Below are 18323 nucleotides of genomic sequence, written 5' to 3'. Positions count from 1 at the left end.
ACTGTCTCGTCAATCCTTTCGAGAAAGCAGCAGTCACAAATAGTCGGTCGATCGGAGGGGAATTATCCAGGAATTCAGTGCATCTTTCACAGAACTTGCGCTGTTGGCGTTGCTCACCATTCTTTCGTTAACGTTGTCGTGTTGGCTGGCGCGCTGCCCACGGAAGACGAGCGTCGGAATGACGCTTGGCGTGGTGCTTGGAGTTTTCCTGATCAAACTCGCAGCTATCGTTGCCTTTCTGGGAACTGTCCTCCCATGCGCGCAGATTGATTTCTGGCTGGCAAGTTCCTTGACCGGAATTCTTTGATAGGCGACCTGTGATCTGGCGGGGTCGCCGGGAAGCGCACAAAGAAAAAGGGCGGACAACATGCTGTCCGCCCTGTATTCATTCCGTCAGCCAGACCCTTAGGAGGCAATAGCCTTTGGCCGGGGTTGCTGGTTTTCGTCTTCCGTTAGCAGGCCGCTGGTGCGCAGTAGCGAGGTGAAGCGACCGCCGCGCTGGGTCAGTTCATCGAAGGTGCCCTTCTCGATGATCCGGCCCTGATCGAGGAAAAGAACGAGATCGGCATCGCGGACCGTGGAAAGGCGGTGCGCGATGATGAAGGTCGTGCGATTCTTTCGCAGCGCATCCACGGCGGCCTTCACACGGGCCTCGGTTTCCACGTCCAGCGCACTGGTTGCCTCATCGAGAACCAGAATGGGGGCGTTTTTCAGGATGGCGCGTGCAATGGCGATGCGCTGGCGCTCGCCGCCGGACAGGCGGTTGCCGCGTTCACCCACCTGGGTCAGATAGCCGTTGATGCGGCTGTCGATGAAATCCGTCGCCGCTGCTGCCGCCGCTGCTTCCACCACTTCCGCATCGGTGGCCGATTCACGGCCGAGGCGGATGTTTTCGCGAATGGAGCGGTTCAGCAGGCCCGCATCCTGAAACACCGTGGCGATGGAGTTGCGGAGCGAATTTTTCGTCACCGTCGAAATATCGGTTCCATCGATGAGTATCTGGCCGGAATCGGGGTCGTAGACCCGCTGCAGGAGATTGATGAGCGTGGTCTTGCCAGCGCCCGTCGGCCCTACGATCGCGACTGTCTCGCCGGCCTTGGCCGTGAACGAAACGTCGTGAACGCCCTGCTTGGTGTTGGCGAAACCGAAATTGATGTTGCGGAACTCCACGGTGCCGGAGACATTCGACAATTCGCGCGCATCGCCCGGTTCTTCCCGTTCCTTGACGGAATCTTCCAGCACGAAGAAATCCACGAGCTTGGCGCGGGCTTCGAAAATCTGCGTCACGAATTGGCGCATCTGGTCCAGACGGCCGATCAGGAGATTCGCGAAACCGATGAAGGCAATGACATCGCCAACGCGCAACTCACCGTTCTTCACCAACATGGTACCGATGACGAGGATGATCATCATCGAAACGGTGGAGGCCGTGCGGTTAAGTGCACTGGCGAAGGCCCACCAGTCCAGCACCGGATATTGCGCGCTCAGCAGCTTTTCGGTGAAAGATTTCAGCGCTTTCGTTTCGGCCTCGATGCGGTTGTAGCTGTGCAGCACCGACACGTTGCTGATGGAGTCGCTGACATGGGCAAAAACGCTGTGATAATGCTCTTCGACCGAAGCCTGACCGTCTTTGGTGCGGCTCATCACCCACTTGCCGATGTACCAATAAACGATACCGAGGCCGATCAGCACGAAGCTGAGGCGCAGGTCCATGGACATGGCTGTCGGCACAAGCAGCACCAGTGCGACGAAGGTGGCCAGATGCGTGCGCATGAATTCGAGCCACAGGCCAAACAGCGTTTCGCTGGCGCGCAAAAGCGTGTGCAGGGCGTTGGAGGTGCCGCGCTGATGGTGCCAGGAGAGCGGCATTGAGATGATGCGTCCGAAGGCTTCCGTCAGAAGCGACGCGCGCCGGCCATGGGCCAGCCTGTCGGCCTCGCGGGCAACAGCCACATAAGCGACAGTGTTGAAGACACCGAAACCCGCCCACAAAATGAGGATGGGCGCGACATTTGTGCCGGAAGAGATGGCGTCGATGATCCGGCCGAACAGCACCGGTTCGGCGATGGTGATCGCTGCAAGAATGACGTTGGCGATGACGACCACCGTCACCCGCCATTTATGAACGGTCAGATAGCGCAGCGCGCGTGTGTAAACCTGAAACAAGGTCAAATTTTCAATCCAGTCCGAGCGTCTTTTTCGAGCGGTTGTTTGTTCGGCCTCAAGGCAAGTTATTTTAGCAAGGTTGCATGAGACGGCGAAATTTGTGTAATTATCGCTCTTTCTGTCTGAATGGCGGCTTAACAGATCGACCGCGCGTGCGAACCGAAAAAAACCGAACCTGATGTTTCCGGAGGCCTGCCGTCACAAGATTTCGCATCTTCGTTTCAGGGATTGCTAACGACGATATGTTCAATCTCAACCGACCGGCGCCCGAGTAACATGACGTCATCGCGGGACCATGTCCTTCGTGTCATTCCCTTCAAGCCAAGCTCCGGACCCCGTGTCTTTATGCATGATATTCTTCACTTCATCTCTGCGTGTTACCAAGCGGGAAGCGCCGACCGCGTTCGCTCTGAATTTGTAACGCTCATTCGCGAATACGGTTTCGAATATTTTCTCGTCAGCAGGCGGATGACCGGTGAGCTCGCCTCCACCGGACACATCCTCGCGCAACACCTGCCCGAAGGCTGGCTGGAGGTCTACAGGGCAAAAAAATACAATCTTGTCGATCCCGTCCGCAAAGTGATCGGCATGGTGCACAAGCCATTTCAGTGGAAGGAAGCGCTGGAGGGGCTGCCGCGTGCGATGCATCGCAAAAGGGCGAGCGTGTTTTTCCACGATGCCGGCCGGTACGGTCTGCAGGGTGGTTACGCCTTTCCCGTGCACGGCCGTGCGGGCTTCATCGGTGCGGTGTTCATTGGCGGCCAGGATCGGCAATTGCCCTCTTTGCAGGTGGAGTTACTGGATGCGGCCACGCGTGCCGTGTTCTGGCGCCTTCTCGATCTTTCCGGGCAGGCCCATGGTTTCAGCAATGCCCCTGACGTTTCCGCTCTCGAGCTTACGAGGCGCGAAATGGAGGTGTTGACGCTGATGGCGGACGGTATGACTTCCACCGAAATTGGACGCCAACTATCGATCTCCAACCACACGGTCGACTGGTACATCAACGGGATCCAGCGCCGTTTCAGCGCCAAGAACCGACAGCACACCGTAGCGCTTGCTTTTCGCCATGGTTTGCTGAGCTAGCGCAAACAGGACAGTTCTCGCCGGAATTGCTCTTTCCAAGACAGGGTTTTGCTGCTTAATTCCGCAGTGCAGCAGAAATTTTGTTTTGGCGTGTGGGGAGACCGTCTTGAAAATATCGAAAATACTTGTTGCCAACCGATCCGAAATTGCGATCCGCGTTTTCCGGGCAGCGAACGAGCTTGGGATTAAAACCGTTGCGATTTGGGCGGAAGAGGACAAGCTGTCTTTGCACCGCTTCAAGGCGGACGAATCCTATCAGGTCGGCAGGGGGCCGCATCTCGCCAAGGATATGGGGCCGATTGAGAGCTATCTTTCGATTGAGGAGGTTATTCGTGTTGCCAAGCTTTCCGGAGCGGACGCGATCCATCCCGGTTACGGTCTTCTGTCTGAAAGCCCCGAATTCGTGGAGGCCTGCAACAAGGCCGGCATCACCTTCATCGGGCCGACGGCGGATACGATGCGCCAGCTCGGCAACAAGGTGGCTGCCCGTAATCTGGCGATCTCGGTCAACGTCCCCGTTGTTCCCGCTACCGATCCACTGCCCGACGATATGGCGGAAGTGGAGCGCATGGCTGCGGAAATCGGCTATCCGGTCATGCTGAAAGCCTCCTGGGGCGGCGGCGGACGCGGCATGCGCGCCATCCGCAGACGAGAGGATCTCGCCCGCGAGGTGACGGAGGCCAAGCGCGAGGCGAAGGCCGCTTTCGGCAAGGATGAGGTCTATCTGGAAAAGCTGGTCGAGCGTGCGCGTCACGTCGAAAGCCAGATTCTCGGTGATACGCATGGCAATGTCGTGCATCTGTTCGAGCGTGATTGTTCGATCCAGCGCCGCAATCAAAAGGTGGTCGAGCGTGCGCCCGCGCCCTATCTCACCGAAGCGCAGCGTCAGGAATTGGCTGCCTACTCCCTGAAGATTGCCGCCGCCACCAATTATATCGGCGCCGGCACGGTCGAATATCTGATGGACGCCGATACCGGCAAATTCTACTTCATCGAGGTCAATCCACGCATCCAGGTGGAGCATACCGTCACTGAAGTCGTGACCGGTATCGATATCGTCAAGGCGCAGATCCACATTCTCGAAGGCGCCGCCATTGGCACGGCGGAATCCGGCGTGCCGCGCCAGGAGGACATCCGTCTCAACGGCCATGCGCTGCAGTGCCGTATCACGACGGAAGACCCGGAACATAATTTCATTCCGGACTATGGCCGTATCACCGCCTACCGTTCCGCCTCGGGCTTCGGCATCCGTCTGGATGGCGGTACGTCCTATACCGGCGCTGTCATCACCCGTTATTACGATCCGCTGCTCGTCAAGGTAACGGCCTGGGCGCCGCAACCGGATGAAGCGATCAACCGCATGGATCGCGCGCTGCGCGAATTCCGTATTCGCGGTGTGGCAACGAACCTCACCTTCCTCGAAGCCATTATCGGTCACGACAGTTTCCGCAACAACACCTATACGACTCGCTTCATCGATTCGACGCCGGAACTGTTCGCGCAGGTCAAGCGTCAGGACCGCGCCACCAAGCTCCTGACCTATCTTGCCGATGTGACTGTCAACGGCCACCCGGAAACCAAGGGTCGTGCTAAGCCCTCCCAAAAGGCGGCAAAGCCGGTCGTGCCCTATATCGACGCGCCGACGCCCGATGGCACCAAACAACTGCTGGACAAGCTTGGCCCGAAAGGCTTTGCGGACTGGATGCGCAATGAAAAACGCGTTCTGGTTACCGATACGACCATGCGTGACGGGCACCAGTCGCTTTTGGCCACCCGCGTTCGTACCCATGATATCGCCCGTGTCGCCAGCGTTTACGCCAAGGCGCTGCCGCAGCTTCTCTCGCTGGAATGCTGGGGTGGTGCGACGTTCGACGTTTCCATGCGCTTCCTGACGGAAGACCCATGGGAGCGTCTTGCGCTGATCCGCGAAGGCGCGCCAAACCTGCTGCTGCAGATGCTTCTGCGCGGCGCGAACGGCGTTGGATACAAGAACTATCCCGACAACGTCGTGAAATACTTCGTCCGTCAGGCCGCAAAGGGTGGGGTCGATCTCTTCCGCGTCTTCGACTGCCTGAACTGGGTGGAGAATATGCGCGTCTCGATGGATGCAATTGCCGAGGAGAACAAGCTCTGCGAGGCGACCATCTGCTACACCGGCGACCTGTTGAATTCGGCGCGTCCGAAATATGATCTCAAATATTATACCAACCTCGCCGTTGAGCTGGAAAAGGCCGGCGCCCATATCATCGCCGTCAAGGATATGGCGGGCCTGCTGAAACCGGCTGCCGCCAAGGTTCTGTTCAAGGCGCTGCGCGAGGCGACCGGTCTGCCGATTCATTTCCACACCCATGATACTTCGGGCATTTCCGCCGCGACCGTTCTTGCGGCCGTGGATGCCGGTGTCGACGCCGTGGATGCCGCAATGGACGCCTTCTCCGGCAATACGTCGCAGCCTTGCCTTGGCTCGATTGTGGAGGCGCTGGCGGGCTCGGAGCGCGACACGGGTCTCGATACCGAATGGATCCGCCGCATTTCCTTCTATTGGGAGGCCGTGCGCAACCAGTATGCCGCCTTCGAGAGCGATCTCAAGGGACCAGCCTCGGAAGTCTATCTGCATGAAATGCCGGGTGGACAGTTCACCAACCTCAAGGAACAGGCCCGTTCGCTGGGGCTTGAGAGCCGCTGGCACGAGGTGGCGCAGGCCTATGCCGACGCCAACCGGATGTTCGGCGATATCGTCAAGGTGACGCCGTCTTCCAAGGTCGTCGGTGATATGGCGTTGATGATGGTCAGTCAGGATCTGACGGTGGCCGATGTTGAAAACCCTGATCGTGAAGTGTCTTTCCCGGAATCGGTGGTGTCGATGCTGAAGGGCGATCTTGGGCAGTCGCCGGGCGGCTGGCCGGCAGCCCTGCAGAAAAAGGCGCTGAAGGGCGAAGCGCCCTATACCGTCCGTCCGGGTTCCCTGCTGGAAGATGCCGATCTCGATGCCGAACGGAAGGTGATCGAGACCAAGCTGGAGCGCAAGGTCGATGACTTCGAGTTCGCATCCTATTTGATGTATCCGAAGGTATTCACCGATTTCGCGCTGACTGCTGAGACATATGGTCCGGTCTCCGTGCTGCCGACCCATGCCTATTTCTACGGCATGGAAGATGGCGAAGAGCTGTTTGCCGATCTCGAGCGCGGCAAGACGCTTGTCGTCGTCAATCAGGCTTCGTCCGGCGTTGATGACAAGGGCATGGTGACGGTGTTCTTCGAGATCAATGGTCAGCCGCGCCGCATCAAGGTGCCGGATCGCGCCCATGGCGCTTCCGGCTCTGCGGTGCGCCGCAAGGCGGAACCCGGCAATGCCGTCCATATCGGCGCGCCAATGCCGGGCGTGATCAGCCGCGTCTTCGTCAACCAGGGTCAGGATGTCAAGGCCGGCGACGTGCTGCTCTCCATCGAGGCCATGAAGATGGAAACCGCGCTTCACGCCGAACGCGATGGCAAGATCGCCGAAGTTCTGGTGCGCCCCGGCGATCAGATCGATGCGAAGGATTTGTTGATCGCTTACGGGGAATAAAGCCGTATCTGATCATTGATGCAATGTCAGACGCCCGCCTCTTCGGCGGGCGTTTTTTATTGCGTAACCGAAAAAACTCAAATATGCATGTTCTTGCACGTTTATTCTTGTTTATGCATGAGTTCCGATGAGCGATCATTTTGTTAGCGAGCGGCAGGCGCTCATCCTTGCGCAGTTGCGGCAAAGCGGTCGGGTGCTGGCGCAGGATCTCGCGCAGAGTTTCGGCGTTTCCGAAGACACCGTGCGCCGCGACTTGCGTGAGATGGCGGCCCGTGGCGAATGTTTACGGGTTTATGGCGGGGCGTTGCTTTCCGACAGCAAGACGGTGCCGCTGAAAACGCGTATTGCCGAGGATGCGGACCGCAAGGCCCTGCTGGCGCGCGCCGTTGTCCCGCTTCTCGAGCCGGGCATGGTCGTCTTCATTGATGCCGGGTCCACCAATCTCGCCATTGCAAGGGCGCTTCCCGCCGGGCTCAACCTGACGGTGGTGACGAATACGCCCGCCATCGCAGCTGAACTGACGGGGCGGGCCGATATCGATCTGGTGCTGATTGGCGGCAAGGTCGATCCTGCCGTTGGTGCGGCGATCGATGCCATGGCGCTTCGGCAGCTTGAACTGATGCGGCCAGATCTATGTGTCCTCGGTGTTTGCGGCGTTGCGGCCGAGACGGGCCTTTCGGCGGATGTTTTCGAGGATGCGGTGTTCAAGCGGCTTGCCTGTAGTGCCAGCCAGCGGGTGATCGCCGCCATCACCACGGAAAAGCTCGGCCATAAGGCTGCTTTCCACGTTCATGATTTTTCCCCACCGCTTTGCCTCGTGCTGGAACGGGATGCCGACCGTGCATTGGTCGAGTCGCTTTCGGCACAAGGCGTAGACGTTTATTGCGGCGAAGATGACGCTGCCCCGTTTTCTCATGGTCAAGTCTGAAGGATATTGCCGATGAATGGCCCCACGACGTTTTCGCCGACAGGCACACGCTCATCCTATCTGACGCGGCACAGGCTTGGCGTTTCGCTGCTGTTTTTGATGAACGGCTTCATGATGGGCTCATGGGCGCCGAAGATTCCGGAATTTGCCGCACGTCTGTCCCTCAGCGAAAGTGCGCTCGGCCTGATCATTCTGGTTTTCGGTATCGGTTCGCTGGTTTTTATGCCGATTGCAGGATCGCAGATCGCCCGTTTCGGCTCGCGTACGGTCAGCCTTGTCACCGCCGCCATCTTTCTGCCGACGCTGCTTTTCATCTCCTGGGCCGGCACCGTCTGGGCGGGGGTGATCGCGGTTTTCCTGTTCGGCGGGCTGACGGGGGCGATGGATGTCGCCATGAACGCCAATGCGGTAGCGGTGGAGCGCGATATGCGCCGCGCCATCATGTCGTCGTGCCACGCTTTCTGGAGCCTCGGCGGCCTGATCGGCGCCGGTCTTGGCGGGTATCTCATCACGGCCATCGGTGTGCAGGGACACGCCATTGCGCTAACCGTCATCGCGCTCGTGCTGCTGGTCATTGCGTGGCCGCGCGTCCTTGCGGATCGTCCGCATCCGGAGGAGGAGCGCCCGAAAGGTGGCCTGCCGCTCACGCCGCTGCCGTGGATCATCGGCCTGATGGCTCTGTTCTCGATGATTCCTGAAGGCGCTATCCTCGACTGGGGCGCGCTTTATCTGCGCAATGAACTCGGTGCTTCCGTATCGCAGTCCGGTTTTGCCTTTGCGGCCTTTTCCATGACCATGGCGGCGATGCGGTTTGCCGGCGATCTGGTGCGTGACCGCTTCGGCGCCGTGGCGACCCTGCGCTTCTGTTCGGCCATGTCGATTATCGGTCTTATGATTGCCGGTCTTGCGGGAAATTCCACTATTGCGATCATCGGCTTCGCGATTGCCGGCATCGGTATTTCCAACATGGTGCCGATTGCCTTTTCCGCCGCCGGCAACATGCCGGGACTGGCGCCTGGCATTGGTCTCTCGGTGGTCACCACCATGGGCTATTCCGGCATTCTGGTGGCGCCATCGGCCATCGGCTTCATTGCCGAACATACCGGCCTTGCCAGCGTTTTCATCGCCTTGCCGCTCTTGCATGTGGTGGTTCTGCTGCTTTCGCGGCTCGCGCGCCATGCGGATGGCGCGGGCAAGGAATAGGCGTCTCGAATTTTGCCATGATTGCGGTAAAGTAGAAGCTCTCATGCGTTGGGTGTTGACAAGCCGGCCCCCTTGTTTCACCTCAATTGCCAGACCTTGCCGCAAGCTCCAGAGACCGCCATGACGTCACATGCCGATTACGATCCCAAGCCCCGCCGCGCATCCGTCGCCGTAGACGTGGGCGGTGTCATCGTCGGTGGCGGCGCGCCCGTCGTCGTGCAGTCGATGACCAATACCGATACGGCGGATATCGACGCCACGGTCAGCCAAGTGGCGGCGTTGTTCCGCGCCGGTTCGGAAATCGTGCGCATCACCGTCGACCGCGACGAGAGTGCGGCCGCGGTGCCGAAAATCCGCGAGCGGTTGCTGCGTCTTGGGCTTGATGTGCCGCTTGTTGGCGATTTCCATTATATCGGCCACAAGCTTCTCGCCGATCACCCTGCCTGTGCCGAGGCGCTGGCCAAATACCGCATCAATCCGGGCAATGTCGGCTTCAAGGACAAGAAGGACAAGCAGTTCGGCGAGATCGTGGAAATGGCGATCCGTTACGACAAGCCGGTGCGAATCGGCGTCAACTGGGGCTCGCTCGATCAGGAATTGCTGACGACCCTGATGGACAGGAACAAGGAGCAAGGCTTCCCTCTCTCCGCCCGTCAGGTAACGCGAGAAGCGATCGTTCAGTCGGCGCTGATTTCCGCCGAGCTTGCCGAAGAAATCGGCCTGCCGCGCAACCGCATCATCCTGTCGGCCAAGGTCAGCCAGGTGCAGGACCTGATCGCCGTTTATTCCATGCTGTCGGAACGCTCCGACCACGCCCTGCATCTCGGCCTGACCGAAGCGGGCATGGGTTCGAAAGGCATCGTCGCCTCGTCCGCCGCCATGGGTTACGTGCTTCAGCATGGCATCGGCGATACGATCCGCGTTTCGCTGACGCCGGAGCCGAATGGCGACCGCACCCGCGAGGTCCAGGTGGCGCAGGAACTGCTGCAGGTCATGGGCTTTCGGCAGTTCATTCCGGTCGTTGCGGCATGTCCTGGCTGCGGGCGCACCACGTCTACCGTGTTTCAGGAACTGGCCCAGAACATCCAGAACGACATTCGCAAAAACATGCCGATATGGCGGGAAAAATATCCCGGGGTCGAGGCGCTCAACGTTGCCGTCATGGGCTGCATCGTCAATGGGCCCGGCGAAAGCAAACATGCCGATATTGGCATTTCGCTGCCCGGAACCGGCGAAAGCCCGGCAGCGCCCGTCTTTATTGATGGCGAAAAGGCGCTGACCCTGCGTGGTCCCAACATCGCCGCCGATTTTGAAGCGCTTGTGATCGATTACATCGAAAAGCGTTTTGGCCGGAAAGATGCGGCGGAGTAAAGAGTAGCGTGAAAAGGCCGGAATTCCATTGTCATACCTCCTGAACCTCTCGGAGCATCAAAACACATGATCAAAAAAATCGCGATCGTCGCCCTTTGCGGGACCTATCTTTCCGCCTGCACCACCACCGATCCCTATACGGGTGAGCAGAAGATTTCGAACACGGCGGGCGGCGCCGGCATCGGCGCCGTGGTCGGTGCTCTGGGTGGTCTGGCTGTCGGCGGTTCGCCGACCGGTCGCCGCAATGCAGCGCTCATCGGTGCGGGCATCGGCGCGCTCGCCGGCGGCGCCATCGGCAATTACATGGATGGCCAGGAAGCAGAGCTTCGCGCCCAGCTTCAGGGAACCGGTGTTTCGGTTACCCGCCGTGGCGACAGCATCGTTCTCAACATGCCGTCGAACATCACCTTCGCGACGGACCAGGATCAGGTCATCCCGCCATTCTATCAGACGCTCGATTCTGTCGCCATCGTGCTTAACAAGTTCAACCGCACGCTCATCGACATCAACGGCCATACCGATTCTACCGGCAGCGCCGGTTACAATCAGGGCCTTTCGGAACGTCGTGCTGCGTCGGTCGCCAATTATCTCGGCGCGCGCGGCGTCGACCAGCGCCGTATTTCGACGCTCGGCTTCGGCCCGTCGCAGCCGATCGCCTCGAACGCAACGCCGGATGGCCGCGCCCAGAACCGTCGCGTCGAAGTGCTGATTTCGCCGCTCAAGGGCTGATTGGGTGATGAAAAGCTGAGTGGAAGCCGCTCAGCTTTTTCGTTCAGCGATGAATCTGGCGGCCGCGATGAGAATTGCGGCCTTTTCGCCATAAGGGGCCAAGAGTTCGCTGGCTTCCGCCACCTGCTCCTGCAGTTTGCGACGTGCCCAGTCTTCGCCGCGCAACGCCACAAGCGTTCCCTTGCCGCGAGCGGCATCCTTTCCGGTGGCCTTACCCATGGTGGCGGCGTCGGCCGTCAAATCCAGAAGGTCGTCGGCAAGCTGGAAGGCGAGGCCGATCTTTTCGCCGAAGAGACGCAGCCTTTGCCTTTCGGAAATGTCGCTGCCAGCAACAATTGCGCCCGCTTCACAGGCAAAACGTAACAGTGCGCCGGTTTTCATAGCCTGCAATGTAGTGACGCCGGCTTCATCGGGTGCCTTCTTTTCCGCAGCGAGATCGAGCGCCTGGCCGCCAGCCATACCGCCTATGCCCGCTGCGCGGGCAAGCGAAAGCACGAGCGCGGCCTTGCGTTCCGCGGCTAGCGGATTGTCATCCGAGGCGATGATGTCGAAGGCAAGCGTCAGCAGGCTGTCACCCGCGAGAATAGCGGTTGCCTCATCGAATTTGCGATGCACCGTCGGCTGGCCGCGGCGCAGGTCGTCATCGTCCATGGCCGGCAGATCGTCATGAACCAACGAATAACAATGGAGGCATTCCAGTGCCGCGCCGACATAAAGGGCGGCTTCGGCATTCCCGCCCGCAAGGGCAGCACTTTCGATGACGAGGAAGGGCCGCAGGCGTTTACCGCCGTTCAGCACGCCATGGCGCATGGCGTCGAGCAGGTTTTGCGGGCGCGTGATCTCATCCGCGCGGGCGTCGCCGGAAAGCAGGCGGCCAAGCAGGGCTTCGGTTTTTGCCGCGTTTTCGCGCAGTCTCGTTTCGAAATTCGTCATCTGAGCGTCCATGCGCGCTCTTTGGCATGCCGGACGAATGCAGGCAAACCTTTTCGTGATTCCGGGGTCGCAACGGTGTCACCGGACTCGCCTTCAAGGCGGCAATGGACTATGAAAGGCTTCAATTGGCGTGGGGCGCGGGGACGGATATTGAGCAGTACGCCTGAAAGCGACGCAGAATATGCCGTGCTGGCGGAAGACCGAAGCAGGCAGAAGGTGGATTTTCGCACGTTGGCAAAGCGTATCGTCATGACCATGCTGGTTTTGCTGATTCTGCCCTATCTGTTGATTCCGGTTTATGCGTTGCCATTCATCCGGCCTGTTTCGACGCTGATGCTGACCGATATGGTCACTCTGCAGGGTTATGATAGACGCTGGGTGCCGCTTGAGGATATTTCGCCGCGCCTCGTGCAATCCGTGATGATGTCCGAGGACGGGCAATTCTGTTTCCATGGCGGCGTGGACTGGAACCAGATGCAATCCGTGGTCAGCGATGCGCTTGAGGGGGCTTCCACCCGCGGCGCCAGCACTATTCCGATGCAGACGGCGAAGAATCTGTTCTTATGGAACGGCCGCTCGTTTTTGCGCAAGGGGCTGGAATTGCCGCTGGCGATTGCCGCCGATTTCGTGTGGTCGAAAAAGCGGATGATGGAGATTTATCTCAACGTTGCGGAATGGGGGCCGGGAATTTACGGTATCGAGGCTGCCGCCCAGCACCATTTCAAGGTGCCGGCCGCAAAACTCAGCTCCCGTCAGGCGGCGCTGCTGGCTGTGTCATTACCCAATCCAATCGACCGCGTCGCCAGCAAGCCGGGACGCGGGCTGCAACGGCTTGCTAGCCTCATCGAACGGCGCGCCCGCGCCTCCGGCGGCTACGTCGGCTGCGTGCTGGATTGATCCCGGCGTGCCGCTTCAGCCTTTCTTGAAAATATAATCGGTTTCCTGTCGCAGGGTTTCGCCTGGCCGCAGGATGGCGTGCGGGAAATCCGCGTGGTTGACGGCGTCCGGCCATATCTGCGTTTCCAGGCAGAAACCGGCAAAGGGGCCATAGCGACGGCCATCGAGGCCGGGAACCGGAACATCCAGTTTGAAGGCCGAATAAAACTGCACACCGGGTTCGGTGGTGTGAACTTCAAGGGCGATATCGGAGGCCGACGAATAGGCGCGGGCGACCTTGCGCTTGGCGCGGCGCTCTGGCGAGAGGCAGAAATTATGGTCGTAGAGAACCTGCTCTCCATTCTCCTTGCGCCGCATCGGTGTCGGGTGGCGCAGGTCGAAGACGGTGCCTTCGACGGAGCGGATTTCGCCCGTCGGTATCTGCTTGTCGTTGGTGGGCAGGTAAAAATCAGCCGCGATGCTGATCTCATGCCCAAGTGCGGTGTCTGCGCCATCGAGATTGAAGTAGGAATGCTGGCAGACATTGGCGATGGTCGGCTGGTCGGTCACCGTTTCATAGACCACCGAAAGCACGCCGCCGTCGAGGATCGTATAGGTGGCCGTGACCGTGCAATTGCCGGGATAACCGGCGCGGCCATCGGGGTCGATAATCTGCAGAACCACATGGCTTTCGCCATGTTCCATCAGCATCCAGTTGCGTTTGCCCATGCCGTCGCTACCGCCATGCAGGTGGCTTACGCCCTTTTCATTGAGCTCCAGCTGGTATTCGTGCCCGTCGATCGAGAACCGGCCGTCGCCAATACGGTTGGCGTTGCGGCCGGGGGTGGCGCCGAAATAGGAGGAATATTTATAGTCCTCGAACTTGTCGAAGCCGAGCACGAGGGGCGGCTGGTGGCCTTCAAGACGCAGATCCTGAATAACGGCGCCCCAGCTGATGATCTTGGCCGTCAGCCCGCCTTTCGAGATGGTGACGCGTTCGACTTTTTCGCCGGTCGCCGTGAAACCGAAATTCTCCCGCACCGCCGCGTCGCTCATAACGTCATTCTCCCGATTGCCATGAATTGCCGGCGGACGTTGCGTCATTTTCCGGCAATTCGCAATCCGCAATTTACGCAGCGAGTTTGCCGATGGATTCGAGATCGTAGGGCGTCGTCTGGTATATTTCGTTGATCCAGTTGCCGAAAAACAGATGGGCATGGCTGCGCCAACGGTTGAGCGGGGCTAGTTCCGGATCATTGTGCGGAAAATAATCATGCGGCAGCTTGATGGGAACGCCGGAATTCACGTCACGGAAATATTCGTCGGACAATGAGGTCGAATCATATTCGACATGATTGAACATATAGAGACGGTTGCCTGCCTTTTCATGCACCAGACACACGCCCATTTCCTCAGATTCCATCAGGATTTCGAGGTCGGGGTGTTTTTCGATATCGGCGCGCCTAACTTCCGTCCAGCGTGATACCGGAACCTGAAAATCGTCCGAAAAGCCGTTGAGGTAGATCGAGGAGGGGCAAAGGTTGCGGTGGCGATAGACCCCGAAAGCTTTTTCCTTCAGCTCGTATTTCGGCACTCCATGGAAATGATAGATGGCGGCCATCGCGCCCCAGCAGACGTTGAGGGTCGAATGAACATTGGTGCGGGTCCATTCGAATATCTTCTGCATTTCATTCCAATAGGTGACGTCCTCATATTCCAGCAGCTCAATCGGCGCGCCGGTGATGATGAAACCGTCGAACTTGCGGTGACGCACTTCTTCCCACGTCTCGTAGAAGGAGAGGAGATGTTCTTCCGGCGTGTTCTTGGCGCGATGGCCGCCGATGCGGATGAGCGACAATTCCACCTGCAGCGGCGAGGCGCCGACGAGGCGCGCCATCTGGATTTCGGTCTTGATCTTGTTCGGCATGAGGTTGAGAAGCCCGATCTGGAGCGGGCGGATATCCTGCCGGATGGCCGCCGTTTCGGTCATGACCCGCACGCCCTCATGAACGAGGGTCTCAAAGGCGGGAAGCGTATCGGGAATCTTGATCGGCATGTCGAACTCTCTTTTCCGGGTCGCGTAAAGAACGTTGCGAAAACAAAAAAACCGGCAGCGAAATCGCGACCGGTCCCAGGAAATTGCCCTTTTCCTCGACCCTTTAGCGACTTCTTTAAAGTGGCTGCAAGCCGGTCGGCAAATCACCACTGAGGGGTTTCATAATCCCGAAGCCGGCGAAAATCAATATAGGCTGATTTCATCGGGTTTCTGCTTTCCATTTTCGGCCGAGGTGCGGTAAGGCAGGGCATGAACAAAGAGCGCTTCACCATTCTGCTTGGCGGCGATGTCACGGTTACCGGTCGTCTGAAAGAGGCGGTCGCGGACAGCCGTGTGATTGCGGCCGATGGCGGCATGCGCCATGCCGGGCCGCTTGGCCTTGTGCCCGAGCTGTGGGTTGGGGATTTCGATTCCGCCAATGAAGAGCTGCTCAACGCCTGGCCCGATGTGACGCGGCAACCCTATCCGGCGGCAAAGGCAGTGACAGATGGTGAGATCGCGGTCTCCGAGGCACTGTCGCGCGGCGCGCATTCGCTGCTGCTGGTGGGCGCGCTTGGCGGCGCACGAAGCGACCATGCTCTGCAACACCTTCTTTATGCCGTAGCGCTTGCGGAGCGCGGTTTCGAGGTGACGCTGACCTCTGGTGAGGAAGAGGCGAGGCCGCTGCTTGCCGGTTCGCTCGCCATTGATCTGCCGCCCGCTTCGCTGTTTTCGGTTGCCGGATTTACCGCCCTTGAGGGGCTCGATATCGGCAATGTGCGTTATCCGTTGAAGGATTTCGCGCTTGCTTTCGGTTCGTCCCGCACTATTTCCAATGTCGCGAATGGCGGCCCCGTGCATTTCTCGCTGAAAAGCGGAAAAGCCATCGTGCTCGCCCGCCCTTATGACCTGACCGGAGCCTGACGCCTTGGCACCCCCAATTTTGAAACTCGACGATATCAAGCTGACCTTCGGCGTGACCCCGCTGCTCGACGGCGCCAATCTCCAGGTGGAACCCGGCGATCGCATCTGCCTTGTCGGGCGCAACGGTTCCGGTAAGTCCACCCTGATGAAGATCGCCGCGGGTCTCGTCGAGGCGCAGTCGGGCGAGGTTTTCCGGCACCCCGCCGCCACCATTCGTTATCTGGAACAGGCACCGGATTTTGCCGGTTACGCCACCGTCCAGGCCTATGCGGAAGCGGGGTTAGGACCGGGTGACGATCCCTATCGCGTCACCTATCTTCTCGAACATCTGGGCCTTACCGGACAGGAAAATCCGGAGAGCCTCTCAGGCGGCGAGGCGCGCCGTGCGGCACTTGCCCGCGTCATGGCGCCTGAGCCGGATATTTTGATGCTGGACGAGCCGACCAACCATCTCGATCTTCCCACCATCGAATGGCTTGAAAGCGAGCTGCAGCAGACGCGCAGTGCGCTGGTGCTGATCTCGCACGACCGGCGCTTTCTGGAGAAGGTCTCGACCTCGACCGTGTGGCTCGATCGTGGCCAGTCCCGCCGTCTCAATCGTGGCTTTGCCCATTTCGAGGAATGGCGCGACAAGGTTCTGGAAGAGGAAGAGCTGGAGCAGCACAAGCTCGGCAAGGCCATTGAGCGCGAAGAACACTGGATGCGTTATGGCGTGACCGCAAGGCGCAAGCGCAACATGCGCCGTGTCGGCGAGCTTCAGGCGATGCGTGCGGAATATCGCGGCCACAAGGGGCCGCAGGGCACGGTGCAGGCGACCGTTACCGAAGGGCGTGAATCCGGCAAACTGGTCATCGAGGCCGAGGCCATCACCAAGGCTTACGGCGAGCGCGTGATCGTCGCGCCCTTTTCGCTGCGCGTCCATCGCGGCGATTGCATCGGCTTCGTCGGCCCGAACGGCGCCGGTAAAACCACGCTTCTGAAGATGCTCACCGGCCAGCTGGAGCCCGATAGCGGCACGGTGAAGCTTGGCACCAATCTGGAGATTGCGACGCTCGACCAGAAGCGCGAGGATCTCAATCCCAACGATACGCTCGCGCATTATCTGACCGATGGCCGCGGCGAAAATCTGCTGGTTAGCGGCGAATTGAAGCATGTGACGGGCTATATGAAGGACTTTCTGTTCCAGCCGGAACAGGCCCGCACGCCGATCCGCAACCTGTCCGGTGGCGAGCGCGCGCGCCTTATTCTGGCGCGCATTCTGGCACGGCCGACCAATCTTCTGATCCTCGACGAGCCGACCAACGATCTCGATATCGAAACACTCGATCTGTTGCAGGAAATCGTCGCCGGCTTCTCCGGCACGGTCATTCTCGTCAGCCACGACCGCGATTTTCTTGACCGTACCGTTACCTCCACCATCGCCCCTGTTAATCCCGACCAGCCTGACGGGCGCTGGATCGAATATGCCGGTGGCTATTCGGACATGATGGCGCAGCGCAAGGGGGCGTCGGACGAGAAGCGCAAGGCTGAGAAGCAGGAAAAGGCGAAAGCGGCATCTTCCGCCTCGGCTTCACAGGAGCCTGTAAAGGCGAAGGGCAAGCTTTCCTTCAAGCAGAAATTCGCGCTCGAAAATCTGCCTAAGGAGATGGAGAAGGCGCAAAGCGAAATCGCAAAACGCGAGCAGCGCATGGCCGATCCGGAACTTTTCACAAAAGATCCGGAGGCTTTCAACACGCTGGCGCAGGAAATGTCGAAGCTGCGCGACAAGCTGGAAGTCATGGAAGAAGAATGGCTGGAACTGGAGATGCTTCGCGAGGAACTGGAGGGCTGAAGGCATCAGTCCTTCCTTTGCCGGTCCTCCTTCGGCCTTTGACAGAAAAGCAGAATTGCCGTTCTATGCCGGCGTTCGCTTGGAGGAGTTGAAAAATGCGCATGATTTTTGTCAATCTGCCGGTCAAGAACATCGAGACGTCAAGAAACTTCTTTACTGCTCTCGGTTTCAGCTTCAACCCGGAATATTCAGATGACCACACACTCTGCATGATCGTGGAAGAGAATATCTTCGTGATGCTTCTGCAGGAGGGACGTTTCCGCGATTTCATCAACGGCGACATTGCCGATGCGACGCGAACCACCGAGGTTCTGACCTGTCTTTCCGCCGGAAGCAGGGAGGAAATCGACCGGATGATCGCCACGGCGCTCGCCTCCGGCGGTGGCAGCTGGAAGCCCGTGCAGGATCATGGCTTCATGTATGCCGGCAGCTTTCAGGACCCCGACGGACATGTCTGGGAACTGGTGCATATGACGGAACAGGGCTGACCTCGGCCATCTTGCCAATCAGGGACGGCGGGATTACACCATCATCTTGATCTAACGGGGTGTCTTTTGCGCTTTGGTGTAAAAGGCTGAGAGGCTTGCCAACCCGAAGAACCTGATCCGGTTCATACCGGCGGAGGGATTAGACGGCTTTAACGCAGACGGCTATTTCCCTATCGTTTTTTGAGGAG

15 protein-coding genes and 2 riboswitches are annotated in these 18323 nt (G+C 59.2%); of the genes, 11 read left to right on the top strand and 4 right to left on the bottom strand.

Annotation, left to right across the window (positions count from 1 at the left end):
* Positions 1-178 precede the first annotated feature (178 nt).
* Positions 179-307, top strand: a complete 129-nt coding sequence (locus tag O9X91_RS07770; RefSeq protein ID WP_269824805.1) for a hypothetical protein — start codon at positions 179-181, stop codon at positions 305-307.
* 98 nt (positions 308-405) lie between these two features.
* Here O9X91_RS07770 and O9X91_RS07765 read toward each other — a convergent pair whose 3' ends face one another.
* Entirely contained in the window at positions 406-2172 is a 1767-nt protein-coding gene (locus tag O9X91_RS07765; protein WP_077985439.1) for a glucan ABC transporter ATP-binding protein/ permease, read from the bottom strand.
* 339 nt (positions 2173-2511) lie between these two features.
* On the opposite strand from O9X91_RS07765, the gene O9X91_RS07760 reads away from it, so the two are divergent.
* The 6 genes from O9X91_RS07760 (at position 2512) to O9X91_RS07735 (ending at position 11048) form a co-directional block, all read left to right on the top strand.
* Complete coding sequence (locus tag O9X91_RS07760) at positions 2512-3249, top strand: helix-turn-helix transcriptional regulator (RefSeq protein WP_077985440.1); 738 nt, start codon at positions 2512-2514, stop codon at positions 3247-3249.
* A 106-nt stretch (positions 3250-3355) separates the two neighbouring features.
* On the top strand, positions 3356-6817 hold the full coding sequence (pyc, locus tag O9X91_RS07755) for a pyruvate carboxylase (RefSeq protein ID WP_269833841.1): 3462 nt from the start codon (positions 3356-3358) through the stop codon (positions 6815-6817).
* A gap of 127 nt (positions 6818-6944) precedes the next feature.
* Positions 6945-7745 carry a DeoR/GlpR family DNA-binding transcription regulator gene (locus tag O9X91_RS07750; protein ID WP_269833653.1) on the top strand — a complete coding sequence of 267 codons (801 nt, stop codon included), beginning with the start codon at positions 6945-6947 and terminating at the stop codon, positions 7743-7745.
* Between the two features lie 12 nt (positions 7746-7757).
* Complete coding sequence (locus O9X91_RS07745; RefSeq protein WP_269833652.1) at positions 7758-8948, top strand: MFS transporter; 1191 nt, start codon at positions 7758-7760, stop codon at positions 8946-8948.
* Between the two features lie 120 nt (positions 8949-9068).
* Positions 9069-10319, top strand: coding sequence for a flavodoxin-dependent (E)-4-hydroxy-3-methylbut-2-enyl-diphosphate synthase (gene ispG, locus O9X91_RS07740; RefSeq protein WP_077985444.1), 1251 nt, complete (start codon positions 9069-9071; stop codon positions 10317-10319).
* Positions 10320-10385: 66 nt separating this feature from the next.
* Positions 10386-11048, top strand: coding sequence for a YiaD family glycine zipper/OmpA-like lipoprotein (locus O9X91_RS07735; RefSeq protein WP_077985445.1), 663 nt, complete (start codon positions 10386-10388; stop codon positions 11046-11048).
* A 30-nt stretch (positions 11049-11078) separates the two neighbouring features.
* Here O9X91_RS07735 and O9X91_RS07730 read toward each other — a convergent pair whose 3' ends face one another.
* On the bottom strand, positions 11079-11993 hold the full coding sequence (locus O9X91_RS07730; protein WP_332909289.1) for a polyprenyl synthetase family protein: 915 nt from the start codon (positions 11991-11993) through the stop codon (positions 11079-11081).
* A 237-nt stretch (positions 11994-12230) separates the two neighbouring features.
* Between O9X91_RS07730 and mtgA the strand changes: the two genes are divergently transcribed.
* A complete protein-coding gene (gene mtgA, locus O9X91_RS07725; protein ID WP_245307259.1) occupies positions 12231-12878 on the top strand; it encodes a monofunctional biosynthetic peptidoglycan transglycosylase in 648 nt (215 codons plus the stop codon).
* Positions 12879-12893: 15 nt separating this feature from the next.
* Here the strand turns inward: mtgA and O9X91_RS07720 are convergent, their stop codons facing one another.
* Complete coding sequence (locus tag O9X91_RS07720; protein ID WP_142912939.1) at positions 12894-13913, bottom strand: aldose epimerase family protein; 1020 nt, start codon at positions 13911-13913, stop codon at positions 12894-12896.
* Between the two features lie 73 nt (positions 13914-13986).
* Positions 13987-14913, bottom strand: a complete 927-nt coding sequence (gene metA / locus O9X91_RS07715; protein WP_137412307.1) for a homoserine O-acetyltransferase MetA — start codon at positions 14911-14913, stop codon at positions 13987-13989.
* Positions 14914-14996: 83 nt separating this feature from the next.
* Positions 14997-15073: riboswitch (SAM riboswitch) on the bottom strand.
* Between the two features lie 89 nt (positions 15074-15162).
* On the opposite strand from metA, the gene O9X91_RS07710 reads away from it, so the two are divergent.
* From O9X91_RS07710 to O9X91_RS07700, 3 genes are all read left to right on the top strand, one after another.
* Positions 15163-15816 (top strand): thiamine diphosphokinase, encoded by a 654-nt coding sequence (locus O9X91_RS07710; RefSeq protein WP_142912940.1) that lies wholly within the window; start codon positions 15163-15165, stop codon positions 15814-15816.
* A gap of 4 nt (positions 15817-15820) precedes the next feature.
* The gene (locus O9X91_RS07705) at positions 15821-17647 is read left to right on the top strand and encodes an ABC-F family ATP-binding cassette domain-containing protein (RefSeq protein ID WP_142912941.1); all 1827 of its coding nucleotides are present in this window, start codon (positions 15821-15823) and stop codon (positions 17645-17647) included.
* Positions 17648-17742: 95 nt separating this feature from the next.
* Positions 17743-18135, top strand: a complete 393-nt coding sequence (locus O9X91_RS07700) for a VOC family protein (protein WP_077985451.1) — start codon at positions 17743-17745, stop codon at positions 18133-18135.
* A gap of 45 nt (positions 18136-18180) precedes the next feature.
* Positions 18181-18291: riboswitch (TPP riboswitch) on the top strand.
* The last annotated feature ends 32 nt before the right edge of the window (positions 18292-18323 follow it).

Origin of the sequence: Agrobacterium salinitolerans (assembly GCF_027498475.1) — a bacterium.
Classification (GTDB): Bacteria; Pseudomonadota; Alphaproteobacteria; order Rhizobiales; family Rhizobiaceae; genus Agrobacterium; species Agrobacterium salinitolerans.
The sequence above is the reverse complement of the archived record's forward strand: the minus strand, read 5'-3'. Positions and strand labels throughout refer to the sequence as shown.